Genomic DNA, 12,068 nt, shown 5'->3' with positions numbered 1-12,068 from the left:
GCTGGGAAGTTCAGTTCTCTTCGGGAGCGTCTGCGGCCGGTTGGGCACGACGCCTGCGGATGATCACGAAGGCCGCGGCCACCGCGATCAGGGAGGCCCCCGCGAGGCCGATGGGCAGGACGGGTACGTCCGAATCGCTCGCGGTGGCCTCGGCCTTCGGCTCGGCCGTCTTCGGCTCGGCGGCAGCGGCTTGTGGGGTGGCCGACTCGGCGCTGCCCAGGTCGGGCAGGGCGGGCAGTTCGGCGCTGTCGGTCAGGGCGACGGCGAGGGACACCGGGTCCATCTCCGTGCCCGCCCTGTACATCCCGCGGAAGGCCTTGGCACCGTCGGCGGTGAGCTTGGTGGGCGCCTCGGTCACCAGGGCGAGGCCGTCCTCGGGCTTGAAGTCCTTGGCCGTGAAGGTGACCAGGGGGACCTTCTTGGTCGTGCCGTTCGTCCTGGCCGTACTGCCCGTGTCCGCGCCGCCCGTGCCGCCCGCGCTGGTGACGTCGGCGTAGAGCGTGCCCTTTCCGTCGTCCGTGACCTTGGCCCGGAGCGCGCCGAGCTTCAGGTCGAGGCCCTGTTCGCCGGTGAAGCGGACGGCTCCGGCGAAGGTCGCGTCGAGGGTCTGCTTCTTCTCGTCGTACGTGCCCGCCCCTTCGGGGAAGCGGAAGAGCGCGCCGCCGTCCTGGGCTCCGTCGGTGAGCTTCCACTCGCCCTTGGCGATGGACCCGGTGACGTACTCGCGGAAGGTCCGGCGCACGCCCCAGTCGACGGCGCCGTTCTCGATCCGGCCTGAACTCTCCTTCTTCGCCTTGGACTTGGACGGGGAGGGGGACGGCGTGCGGGACGGCTCGGCCGCCGCAGCGGCCTTCACGTCCGCCGAGAGGCTCACCGGGTCGAGGGCGGTGCCGGCCGTGTAGTACCCGGCGAAGGACTTGGCGCCCTGGGCGGTCAAGGTGGCGGGCAGGTTGTTCAACTGGACCGCGTTGCCGCCGCCCTTCATGTTGATGCCGCCCAGGGAGAGGGAGGCGAAGGGCACCTGCGAGGACGTCGTGACCGTCCCGGTGCCCTTCGCCTTGCTGATGACGTCGACGTACAGGGTGCCGCCGTTGCCGGAGAGGCGGACGGTGGGTCGGCTGATCGTGAGGTCGAGCTGATACGTGCCGTCGTCCTTCTTGTGCCCGAGGAAGTGGACACCGCCTGAGAAGCCGGCGTTGAAGGCGCCCGAGGTGCCGTCGTACGTGCCGGTCGCCGAGTGGAAGCGGAACTGGCTGCCGCCGACCGTGGCGGCGCCGCCGGTGAGGGAGAAACTGCCGTTCGCTATCGGGCCGGTGACGTAACTCTGGAAGGACGATTTGATGCCCCAGTCCAGACGGCCGCCCTGCACGGTTCGGCTTGCCGCCTGGGCCGTTCCGGCCGGCAGCAGCGCCGCGAGTACTGCTGCACAGAGCAGGGTCACGTAGGTGCGCAGGGGCGGGCGCGAGGGCATGGAGGTCCTCCGGGAGGGGCGGGATCTGGCCGGATCCTGGGCGGTTCTGGCGAGAAAGGTAAGGCTAACCTAAGCTAGATTTTCCGATGCGGGAAGCACCGGATGAGACAGAAGAGGGGACTGCGGGTCCTTCTTGGGCTGCGGACCGTGGGGGCTGGTCGCGCAGTTCCCCGCGCCCCTGGTGGGACGGGGCGCCCTGTCCCACCGAGGAACCGCAGACCGATCCGACCGAAAGGAATTACGCGACCGTGCGACGCATGCGTACACGAGTGGCAGGTGCACTGCTGGCGGTGCTCGCACTCACGGTGACGGCTGGCTGCGCCTCCGACGACGGCGGCTCGGCGGAGAGGGAGCCGGCCGGCAGGAGCACGACCGCCGCCGACCGCGTCGAGCCGCTGGCCGACACCCCGGTCCCCCAACTCCCGGTCACCGTGCGCTCGTCCGACGGCAGGAAGGTCACCGTCAGGGACGCCGAGCGGATCGTTCCGCTGTCCGGGAGTCTCAGTGAGATCGTGTTCACGCTGGGCCTCGGCGACCGGGTCGTCGCCCGTGACATCACCGCCACCTTCGCGCAGGCGGAGAAGCTGCCGGTGGTCACCCGCAACCACGACGTGTCCGCGGAGAGCGTCCTGTCCCTCAAGCCCGACCTGGTGCTCGCCGAGACCACCACCGGGCCCGACGAGGCGATGGACCAGATCCGCGACGCGGGTGTCCCCGTGCTCGTCGTCGACCCTGCGAAGGGCCTGGAAGATGTGGGCCCGCGGATCGGGACGGTGGCGCGCGCCCTCGGCGTACCGGCCGCCGGCGAGGAGCTCACGAAGCGTTCCGAGGACCGGATCGCCGCCGTGCGCAAGGACATTCCGAAGAAGACCGACAAGCCGCGCGTCGCCTTCCTCTATCTCCGCGGCACCGCCTCCGTCTATCTGATCGGCGGCAAGGACTCGGGGGCCACCTCGCTGCTGGAAGCGGCGGGAGCGGTGGACGGCGGCGCCGAGTCGGGTCTGGAGAAGGACTTCACCACGATCACCACGGAGGCCCTCGCCGAGGCCGCCCCCGACGCGATCCTCGTCATGTCCAAGGGCCTCGAGTCCGTCGGCGGCATCGACGGTCTCGTCAAGATCCCCGGCGTCGCCCAGACCCCCGCCGGAATGGAACGCCGGGTCGTCTCGATCGAGGACGGCGTCCTCCTCAACTACGGCCCCCGCACGGACGAGGTACTGAAGTCCCTGGTCGACCAGTTGTACGGGGACGCCAAGTGACCGTGACCGACAAGGGCGCAGCCCCCGATTCCGGAACAGAGGCGGGGACAGAGGCGGGGGCGGAAGCCGGGACTGAGGCCGGGGCGCAGGCCGCGGCGCCGGAAGCGTCGACCGACCGTGAACGGCCCGCCGGGCCCCGCCGCGGCGCCCCCTGGCTGCTCACCGTCGCCCTGGCCGTCCTCGTCGGCCTCCTCACCCTGGCCTCCGCCGGGCTCGGCGCGTACGAGATATCGCCGGGTGACGTCCTGTCGTCCATCGCGCACCGGGCCGGAGTCGGCGGCAACGAACTCGCCCGGGTCCCCGAGTCCGTGCTCTGGAACGTGCGCTTCCCGCGGATCGTGCTCGCGCTGCTCGTCGGCGCCTCGCTGGGGTGTGCGGGCGCGCTGATGCAGGGCGTGTTCGGCAATCCGCTGGCCGAACCGAGCGTCATCGGCGTCTCGTTGGGCGCGGCGGTCGGCGCGGTCGCCGCGATCTCGCTCGGCCTGAACTTCCTCGGCAACTGGACCCTCCCCGCCTTCGCCTTCGTGGCGGGTCTCGGCACGGCCCTGCTGGTGTACTCGATGTCCCGCTCGGGCGGCCGTACGGAGGTCGTGACGCTGATCCTCACCGGCATCGCGGTGAACGCCTTCGCGGGCGCGCTGATCGGCCTGTTCATCTTCCTCGCGGACACCGCCGCGGTGAACCAGATCACCTTCTGGCAGCTCGGCTCGCTCTCCCAGGCCACCTGGCCGAAGGTGCTCGCGGTGCTGCCGTGCGCGGCGCTCGGCCTGGCCGTGGCGCCCTTCTACGCACGGAAGTTGGACCTGCTGGCGCTCGGCGAGCGCCCCGCCCGGCATCTGGGTGTGGACGTCGAGCGGCTGCGTGTCGTGCTGATCCTGGTCGTCGCGCTGCTGACGGCCGCGGCCGTGAGCGTCTCCGGTGTCATCGGCTTCGTCGGGCTCGTCATCCCGCATCTGCTGCGCATGGCGGCCGGCCCCGGCCACCGTTTCCTCATCCCCGGCAGCGCGCTCGGCGGCGCGGTGGTCCTGCTCGCGGGCGACCTCGCGGCCCGTACCGTCGTGGAGCCCGCCGAGCTGCCGCTCGGGGTGCTCACCGCGCTCTTCGGCAGCCCGTTCTTCTTCTGGCTGCTGCGCAGGACCCGTCGCAGGCAAGGAGGTTGGGCATGAAGCTGCTCGGACTGATCGGCTCGAAGCCCGCGTCTCCCGGCCCCGTGCACCCCGGCGACGTACTCGCCGAGGCCGAGGCCCTGCACGTCCGGCTCGGTGGCCGCGAGGTGCTGTCCGGCGTGGACGTCACCGCCCGCGCGGGCGAGGTGCTGGCCCTGGTCGGGCCCAACGGGGCGGGAAAGTCCACCCTGTTGGGCGCGCTCGCCGCCGATCTCCCGGCCGCCGCGGGAGTCGTACGCGTCCACGGTCGCCCGGCGTCCGAGTGGTCGGCGCAGGAGTTGGCCCTGCGCCGGGCGGTACTCCCCCAGTCCGCCGCGCTCTCCTTCCCGTTCGCGGTCGAGGAGGTCGTACGGATGGGCCGGGCGCCGTGGGCCGGACGGCCGGAGGAGGGCGAGGACGATGCCGCGGTGGCCTCGGCCATGGCGGCAACCGAGGTCTCGGACTTCGCGGGCCGGTCCTTCTCGGCGCTCAGCGGCGGCGAGCGGGCCCGGGTGGCGCTCGCCCGGGTGCTCGCCCAGCGCACCCGGCTGCTGCTGCTCGACGAACCGACCGCCGCCCTGGACCTGCGCCACCAGGAACTGGTGCTCCGGGTCTGCCGCGCAAGGGCGCACGCCGGGGACGCGGTGGTCGTGGTGTTGCACGATCTGGGGCTCGCGGCGGCCTATGCGCACCGGGTCGTGATCCTGCGCGCCGGGCGTGCGGTGGCCGACGGACGGCCGGCCGAGATCTTCACCGACCGACTACTTTCGGACGTCTACCAACAGCCGGTCGAGGTCTTCCCGCATCCACGCACCGGCGAGGTCCTGGTGGCCCCGGTGAGGGGTTCTTGACCGGTCTTTGACCGTTTCGTGGGGGGCGGATTGAGCCGCCGTGATCAAGCCGTGCTCCTGCATCACCAATGAGAGCTGAATCACTGGACGGACAGCTTTCGGTCAGGTAAGCCTCAGATAAGTTAGGGCAGCCTCACCGAGAACCTGTGCCTCCCCTGTGACCCTCTTGGAGCCTGTATGCGAGCCGTTCGACTCTCCGTCGTCACCGCTGCCGCCACCGCGGCGGCGCTGGCCGCTGTCACGGGCTGCACCGAGAAGAGCGATGCCTCGGGCGGCGACGACCGCGTCGTCAAGGTGACCGCCACGGACTCCAAGTGCGAGGTGTCGACGACGAAGTTCCCGGCCGGGCACGTCCAGATAGACATCGAGAACAAGGGTTCCAAGGTCACCGAGGTCTACCTCCTCTTCCCGGACGACCGGATCGTCACCGAGCGCGAGAACATCGGGCCCGGCACCAAGCAGAAGGTCACCGCCGAGGTGAAGGAGGGCGACTACCGGATCGCCTGCAAGCCGGGCATGAAGGGCAAGGGCATCCGCCAGGACGTCACGGCCACCGGCTCCGGCAAGGTCGCCAAGCGCGACCCGCGCCTGGACTCGGCCGTCGCCGCCTACCGCGAGTACGCGCAGGAACAGGCCGACGAGACCCTGCCCAAGGCGAAGGCCTTCGCGGCGGCGGTCAAGGACGGCGACATCGAGGCCGCGAAGAAGGCGTACGCCGGCTCGCGCATCGGCTGGGAGCGGACCGAGCCCGTCGCCGAGTCCTTCGGTGACATCGACCCGAAGGTCGACGTGCGCGAGGACGGTCTGGAGGAGGGTCAGGACCCGGAGAAGGACTGGACCGGCTGGCACCGCCTGGAGCGCTCGCTCTGGCAGGACAAGAAGCTCACCGACCGCGACTCCGAGCTCGCCGACCAGCTCATCACGGACCTCACCGACTGGCAGAAGCGGGTCGGCAAGGCCGAGATCACCCCGACCTCGATGGCCAACGGCGCCAAGGAACTCCTCGACGAGGTCGCCACCGGCAAGGTCACCGGCGAGGAGGAGCGCTACTCGCACACCGACCTCGTCGACTTCAAGGCGAACGTCGAGGGCGCGGAGAAGTCGTACGAGCTGCTCAAGCCGGTCGCCTCGGAGAACGACGCGGCGCTGACCAAGGAGCTCGACACGCAGTTCGCGGCGCTGAACACGCTTCTCGACAAGTACCGCGAGGACAAGACCTCCTACGACTTCACCTCGTACGACAAGGTCGGCAAGGCCGACCGCAAGGAGCTCTCCGACGCGGTGAACGCGCTCGCGGAGCCGCTGTCCAAGCTCGCCGCCGCCGTCGTGAAGTAGGACGTTACGTAAGAGGGGCCCTGGCGCCATGACGGACACCACGAACACGACGAACACGACAACGGGCGCGGCGGAAGCCGAGGAGCCCGGCGGTGGGAGGCGGGACGCCGACTCCCGTACCCCGTCGCGGCGTTCACTGATCGGCTGGGGCGGTGCCGGGCTCGCGCTCGGGGCCGCCGCAGCCGGCGGTGCGGTGGCGATGACCCGCAACGGCGACGACACGGAACCGACCGCCGCCGCTGCGGGCGCCGCGGTCGCCTTCCACGGCACGAACCAGGCGGGCATCGCCACCCCGGTGCAGGACCGGCTGCACTTCGCCGCGTTCGACGTGAAGACGACGGACCGGGCCGCGTTCGTCCAGTTGCTGAAGGACTGGACCGAGGCCGCGCGGCGGATGACCGCCGGGCACGCGGTCGGCGAGGGCGCGTACGGCGGTCTGGCCGAGGCGCCACCGGACGACACCGGTGAGGCGCTGGGCCTCAAGCCGTCGCGGCTGACCCTGACGATCGGCTTCGGTCCGTCCCTGTTCGACAAGTTCGACCTCGCGCAGCAGCGGCCCGAAGCCCTGGTCGACCTGCCGAAGTTCGCGGGCGACAACCTCGACGGGAACCGCAGTGGCGGCGACCTGTGCGTCCAGGCCTGCGCCGACGACCCGCAGGTCGCGGTGCACGCGATCCGCAACCTCGCCAGGATCGGCTTCGGCAAGGTCGTCATCCGCTGGTCCCAACTGGGCTTCGGCAAGACGTCCTCGACGACACCGGAGGCCCAGACCCCTCGCAATCTCATGGGGTTCAAGGACGGCACCCGCAACATCGCGGGCACGGAGACGGACCGGCTGAAGAAGTTCGTGTGGGTCGAGGAGAAGGACGGCCCGGCGTGGCTGGTCGGCGGCTCGTACCTCGTGGCCCGGCGCATCCGCATGAACATCGAGACGTGGGACCGTACTTCCCTCCAGGAGCAGGAGGACATCTTCGGCCGTGACAAGGGCGAGGGCGCTCCGGTCGGGAAGGCCAAGGAGCGGGACAAGCCGTTCCTGAAGGCGATGAAACCCGACGCGCACGTACGGCTCGCGCACCCCGACACCAACGCCGGGGCCACGCTCCTGCGCCGGGGCTACTCCTTCACGGACGGCACGGACGGTCTCGGCCGCCTGGACGCGGGCCTGTTCTTCCTCGCGTACCAGCGGGACGTACGCAAGGGCTTCATCCCGGTGCAGCGGAGCCTGGCGGCCGACGCGCTCAACGAGTACATCCAGCACGTGGGTTCAGCGGTCTTCGCGGTCCCGCCGGGCGTCCGCGACAAGGACGACTGGTGGGGCCGGGCCCTGTTCTCGAAGGGTTCGAAGGACTCCAAGGACTCGAAGGAGTCCGATGGCTCCGGGAACTCCACCGACTCCAAGGAGGCGTAGGCCGTGTTCGCGAACTATCTGATCGGTCTGCGCGAGGGCCTGGAGGCCAGTCTCGTCGTCTGCATCCTCATCGCGTATCTGGTGAAGACGGACCGGCGGGACGCCCTGAAGCCGATCTGGATCGGCATCGCCATCGCCGTGGGTCTCGCCCTCGGCTTCGGATGCGCGCTCGAATTCGGCTCCCAGGAGCTGACGTTCGAGGCGCAGGAGGCGCTCGGCGGCTCGCTGTCGATCATCGCGGTCGGCCTGGTCACCTGGATGGTCTTCTGGATGCGGCGTACGGCCCGCCATCTCAAGACCGACCTGCACGGCAGGCTGGACGCGGCGCTGCAGATGGGCACGGGCGCGCTGGTCGCGACCGCGTTCCTGGCCGTGGGCCGCGAGGGCCTGGAGACGTCCCTGTTCGTCTGGACGTCCGTACGCGCGTCCAGTGACGGCACCGAGGGCCCGCTGATCGGCGTCCTGCTGGGCATCGCGACGGCGGTCGTGCTGGGCTACCTCTTCTACCGGGGCGCCCTGCGCATCAACCTCGCCAAGTTCTTCACCTGGACCGGCGCCATGCTGGTCGTCGTGGCCGCGGGCGTTCTCGCGTACGGCTTCCACGACCTCCAGGAGGCCGACTTCCTGCCGGGGCTGACGAACAAGGCCTTCGACATCAGCGAGACCATCCCGCCGGACAGCTGGTACGGCACGCTCCTCAAGGGCGTCTTCAACTTCCAGCCGGATCCGACGGTCCTCCAAGTCGTCGTGTGGTCCCTGTACTTGGTACCGACCCTCGCCTTCTTCCTGGCCCCCTCACGGCCGGGCAAGGACAGGGCGAGGCCGGCCGCGCCGGTACGCGAAGAGGTCTGACAGGGACGTTTGGGGACATGGCGGGGCGCGCTGGATCACAGTGCGGGCGCGGTACGTGATCCCGCCGTCCGCGTGCTCCCCGGCCCCGGTAGGGTTCCCCTCCGGGAAGGGGAAGGTGACGGTACCGATGAGCAGGGATCACGGCCCACGTAGGCCTCGCAGGCTTGGCCGGAGCGCGCTGACGGCGGCGTCGGTGACCGTGCTGTCGGTGACGGCGAGCGGGTGTGTGGTGGTGCACGGGGAACGGGAGGTCCTCCCCGGGGCCACGAAGACCGAGGCCGCGCGTGCGCTGAAGGACTTCACGGCCGCCTACAACGAGGCCAACGGCGCCAACGACCCGTCCCTGGACGCGGACCGGGTCACCGGTGCCCTCGGGGACATCGACGGCGCGAAGCTGAAGGCCGGCGGCAAGAACCAGCCGGGCGGCAACCCCGACTACGTGCCGCTGGAGCTGAGCGACACCGAGTTCACGATCCCGAAGAAGGCCGGCTGGCCGCGCTGGTTCGTCACCGACTCGAAGGCCAACAAGGGCCGCGGTGAGGACCGTTGGCTGCTGGTGTTCACCCGGGGCGACGCCGACGACGTGTGGCAGGTCTCGTATCTGACGATCGTGGCCGCCGAAGAGGTGCCGGACTTCAAGAAGGACCAGGACGGCTGGGCGGAACCGGTCACGGCGACCGCGGCGGACCTGGCGGTCTCGCCCGGCGACCTCCCCCAGGACTACGCGACCTACCTCAAGGACGGCGGGGACACCTTCGCCGCGGGCACCCACACCACGAAGTGGCGCTCCGACCGCACGAAGAGCGCGAGCCGCCCCGGCCTCGCCCAGCAGTACATCGACGAGCCCCTGGCCTCCGGCGACTACGCCCCGGTGGCCCTGCGCACCACCACCGGCGGCGCCCTCGTCTTCTTCACCACCCGCCACTACCAGAAGCAGACAGCGGCCCAGGGCGTCCCGATCAACGTCACCAACGCCGACGTCAAGGCCCTCATGACCGGCGACCCCAAACAGTCCCTGACCCTGGAATCCATCTCCAACCAGGCAGTCCTGGACCCCTCCAAGGACGCCGCGAACCAACAGGTGGAGTTCCTGGGCAGAATCCAGGGCCTGACGGCGGCGAAGGGCGAGTAGAGAGGCCGCCCCACCTATTCAGCGGCGCGGGGAACGGCACAATCTTTTAGCTTTTCAGGGGCGCGGGGAACGGCGCAGTCTTTGGCTTTTAGGGGCGCGGGGAACTGCGCAATCTTTTGGCTTTTAGGGGCAGGGGGCTGGGGCGTCAGCCCCGAAGGGGCCACGCCGCTACATGGTCCCGCTCCACCCCCGCATACCGAGCACACTCATCGGTAAGCACCTCAAGCAAAGACAAAGGATCCGGCAGCGCATGCTCCGGCCCCCGTACCCACTCCACCGTCAAATCCCCGGGCAACCGCGCCGGAGGCACCAGCACATAGGACCCACGGCAGTGCCACCGCAGCCCCGGATGCTCATCCATCGTCTCCGGATGACAGTCCAGCTCGCACGGCCACCACTCGTCCTCGTCCTCGGGCGTACCCCGCGTGGCGGTGAAGAAGAGCATCCGGTCACCCCCGGACTCCGCGACGGGCCCGACCTCGACCCCGAGCGCGAGCAACCGCTCCAGCGCCTCCTGCCCCGCCTCCAGCGGAACGTCCAGCACGTCGTGCACCATGCCGGTCGCGGTGATGAAGTTGGCCAGCGGCTGATGCCGGGCCCACCGCTCGATCTGCGCCCGGTCGGTCGTGGACTGCGTCTGCCAGGCGAACGACACGGGGTGCCGCGCGGGGGTGGGACACCCGACACGGTCACAGGAACATCGGTAGGCGGAGGGATGGGCGGCGGGCGCGAGCGGCAGCCCGGCTCCGGCGGCGGCAAGCAGCAGTTCCTCGCGACCCGAGGAGTCGTCTCCGGAGTCCGTACGAGGCCGTCGGCCACGCAGCCACTGGGAGATCCTGCCCTGCCCGCCCGAGCGGCGGCCCATCTCTGCGCTCATCGATCCCCTCGCCCTGGCTGTTGTGCGGACAGCATGCCCTATGGTCCCACCATCCTGCGTCACGGGGGGCCGGAGCCCACATCCGGGGTAGGCGGGACGATGCCCGACCGGGCCATCGATCGAGTGTCATTGCATACTTTGTGACGATTTGCCCGCCTACGGTGTCGGCATGGTCACACGGACTGCGCTGACGGCTGTCGCGGGTCTCACCTCGCTGGCCCTCGTGGGACAGGCCGGGGCGATCGCCCCGCTCGAATGGGGCGCCGGCCCGCTGACGGTGGCCGCACTCCCCCGCATCGTCCAGACCGCGCACCGCGGCGGCGCCCGGGAGGTGCCGGAGAACAGCATGTCGGGCCTCGTGGCCGCGTACGAGCGCGGTACGGCCCAGGTGCTCGACCTGGACACCCGGATACTGCGCGACGGGACCATGGTGGTCATGCACGACGCCACCCTGAACCGCACGACCTACATGGGCGGCCCGGTGGACGCGCTCGACCGGCGGGACTGGGAGGGCGTCCGGCTGCGCCCCAAGGACGGGCTGCCGGGGGGCTGGCGTTCCGAGCGGCCACCGACGCTCGCCGAGGTGCTGGACCGGTTCGGCGGCCGGGTGGTGCTGATGCTGGAGGCCAAGGACCCGCGGAGCCTGCCGACCCTCGCCGCGATGATCAGGTCACGCGGCCTGACCCGCTCGGTGCTGGTCAACTCCAACCACCCGGCGGTGGCGTGGCGGGCCCATCGCATGGGCCTGGTCTCGCAGTTGTGGCGGTCGGCACGGCAGATGCGTACGGACCGGCCCGAGCGGTGGCGGTCGTTCGTGGACGTCCTGGACGTGGACCACATGGCCCGCGACCGCGATCTCGTACGGGCGGTCAGGTCCGGCGTCCCCCGCGTGTGGGCGCACACCGTGGTGACCCCGGCACAGCGCGACCGCGTCCTCGCGCTCGGCTGCGACGGGATCATCACGGACGCGCCGGGTCGGCTGGCGCGGGCGGGAGGTCAGCGGGCGGCGGGCCCACGTGGGGCGAGGCCGTAGAGGGCGTACTCGACGAGCTTGTCCGTGTACTCGTACGAGATGGGGCCCGTGAACTGGAGCCAGCGCTGGGCGAGGGGCGAGACGAAGAGTTCCAGGGCGATGCGCGGGTCGATGTCCGTGCGGACGGCGCCTTGCTCCTGGGCTGCGCGCAGGCGCTTCACGTACTGCTGGAGCTGGGGTTCGAGAAGCTTGCCGACGAACTCCCGGCCGACCTGTTCGTTGACGACGCCCTCCGCCGCCAAGGCCCGTGACGGGGCCTCGAAGGCGGGGTCGAGCAGCTCGTCGACCATGGCCCTCAGCACCAGCTTGAGGTCGGCTTCGAGGTCGCCGGTGTCGGGGATCTCGTACGGGCTCTGCTTTCCGACGACCTCCGGCCGGGCGGTCGCCTCCGCCGTCTGGGCGCTCAGGTCGATGAACGCCTCCAGCAGGACGTCCGCCTTCGACGACCACCACCGGTAGATCGTCTGCTTGCCTACGCCCGCGCGTGCGGCGATGCCCTCGATGGTGGTCTTGGGGTAACCGACCTCGGTCACGAGCGTGAGGGCGGCGGCGTAGATCGCCCGCCGGGACTTCTCGCTGCGGCGGCTGGAGTCGGGGGTGGGCTTCTGCGGGGGCCGGGCGGACGTATGAGCCATACCTCCAAATTTACCAGCCCGACAAGACGCTCCGTCTCGCCGACCGACACTTCCTCGCCCCCGCCGCCCC

11 protein-coding genes are annotated in these 12,068 nt (G+C 70.5%); 8 read left to right on the top strand and 3 right to left on the bottom strand.

From position 1 onward, the window contains the following. Positions 1-10: 10 nt before the first annotated feature. Complete coding sequence (locus AOK17_RS11280) at positions 11-1,471, bottom strand: HtaA domain-containing protein (RefSeq protein WP_055612259.1); 1,461 nt, start codon at positions 1,469-1,471, stop codon at positions 11-13. A gap of 257 nt (positions 1,472-1,728) precedes the next feature. Here AOK17_RS11280 and AOK17_RS11275 point away from each other — a divergent pair, with 257 nt between their 5' ends. The 7 genes from AOK17_RS11275 to AOK17_RS11245 all read left to right on the top strand — a co-directional run bounded on the left by AOK17_RS11275 (position 1,729) and on the right by AOK17_RS11245 (position 9,453). After that, entirely contained in the window at positions 1,729-2,730 is a 1,002-nt protein-coding gene (locus AOK17_RS11275; protein ID WP_055612258.1) for a heme/hemin ABC transporter substrate-binding protein, read from the top strand. A 2-nt stretch (positions 2,731-2,732) separates the two neighbouring features. Continuing rightward, positions 2,733-3,896, top strand: a complete 1,164-nt coding sequence (locus AOK17_RS11270; RefSeq protein ID WP_079052938.1) for a FecCD family ABC transporter permease — start codon at positions 2,733-2,735, stop codon at positions 3,894-3,896. Further along, entirely contained in the window at positions 3,893-4,726 is an 834-nt protein-coding gene (locus tag AOK17_RS11265) for a heme ABC transporter ATP-binding protein (RefSeq protein WP_055612257.1), read from the top strand. Before AOK17_RS11270 ends, AOK17_RS11265 begins: the two co-directional genes overlap by 4 nt. Before the next feature lie 177 nt (positions 4,727-4,903). Next, positions 4,904-6,061, top strand: coding sequence for an iron uptake system protein EfeO (gene efeO / locus AOK17_RS11260; RefSeq protein WP_055612256.1), 1,158 nt, complete (start codon positions 4,904-4,906; stop codon positions 6,059-6,061). Between the two features lie 28 nt (positions 6,062-6,089). Continuing rightward, positions 6,090-7,469 (top strand): iron uptake transporter deferrochelatase/peroxidase subunit, encoded by a 1,380-nt coding sequence (gene efeB, locus AOK17_RS11255; RefSeq protein ID WP_079052937.1) that lies wholly within the window; start codon positions 6,090-6,092, stop codon positions 7,467-7,469. Positions 7,470-7,472: 3 nt separating this feature from the next. Beyond that, positions 7,473-8,321 (top strand): iron uptake transporter permease EfeU, encoded by an 849-nt coding sequence (gene efeU, locus AOK17_RS11250; RefSeq protein ID WP_055612255.1) that lies wholly within the window; start codon positions 7,473-7,475, stop codon positions 8,319-8,321. 127 nt (positions 8,322-8,448) lie between these two features. Further along, positions 8,449-9,453 (top strand): SCO2278 family lipoprotein, encoded by a 1,005-nt coding sequence (locus AOK17_RS11245; protein WP_055612273.1) that lies wholly within the window; start codon positions 8,449-8,451, stop codon positions 9,451-9,453. Positions 9,454-9,598: 145 nt separating this feature from the next. Here the strand turns inward: AOK17_RS11245 and AOK17_RS11240 are convergent, their stop codons facing one another. Further along, the gene (locus AOK17_RS11240; protein WP_055612254.1) at positions 9,599-10,330 is read right to left on the bottom strand and encodes a bifunctional DNA primase/polymerase; all 732 of its coding nucleotides are present in this window, start codon (positions 10,328-10,330) and stop codon (positions 9,599-9,601) included. 169 nt (positions 10,331-10,499) lie between these two features. Here AOK17_RS11240 and AOK17_RS11235 point away from each other — a divergent pair, with 169 nt between their 5' ends. Then, positions 10,500-11,363 carry a glycerophosphodiester phosphodiesterase gene (locus tag AOK17_RS11235; protein WP_055612272.1) on the top strand — a complete coding sequence of 288 codons (864 nt, stop codon included), beginning with the start codon at positions 10,500-10,502 and terminating at the stop codon, positions 11,361-11,363. On the opposite strand, the gene AOK17_RS11230 is transcribed toward AOK17_RS11235, so the two are convergent. Next, complete coding sequence (locus AOK17_RS11230; protein ID WP_055612253.1) at positions 11,327-11,998, bottom strand: TetR/AcrR family transcriptional regulator; 672 nt, start codon at positions 11,996-11,998, stop codon at positions 11,327-11,329. The two genes, AOK17_RS11235 and AOK17_RS11230, sit on opposite strands and share 37 nt — an antisense overlap. Between the last annotated feature and the right edge of the window lie 70 nt (positions 11,999-12,068).

The sequence above is a fragment of the Streptomyces phaeochromogenes genome, from assembly GCF_001418655.1.
Lineage (GTDB): Bacteria > Actinomycetota > Actinomycetes > Streptomycetales > Streptomycetaceae > Streptomyces > Streptomyces phaeochromogenes.
This window is presented reverse-complemented; position numbering and strand designations above follow the sequence as displayed.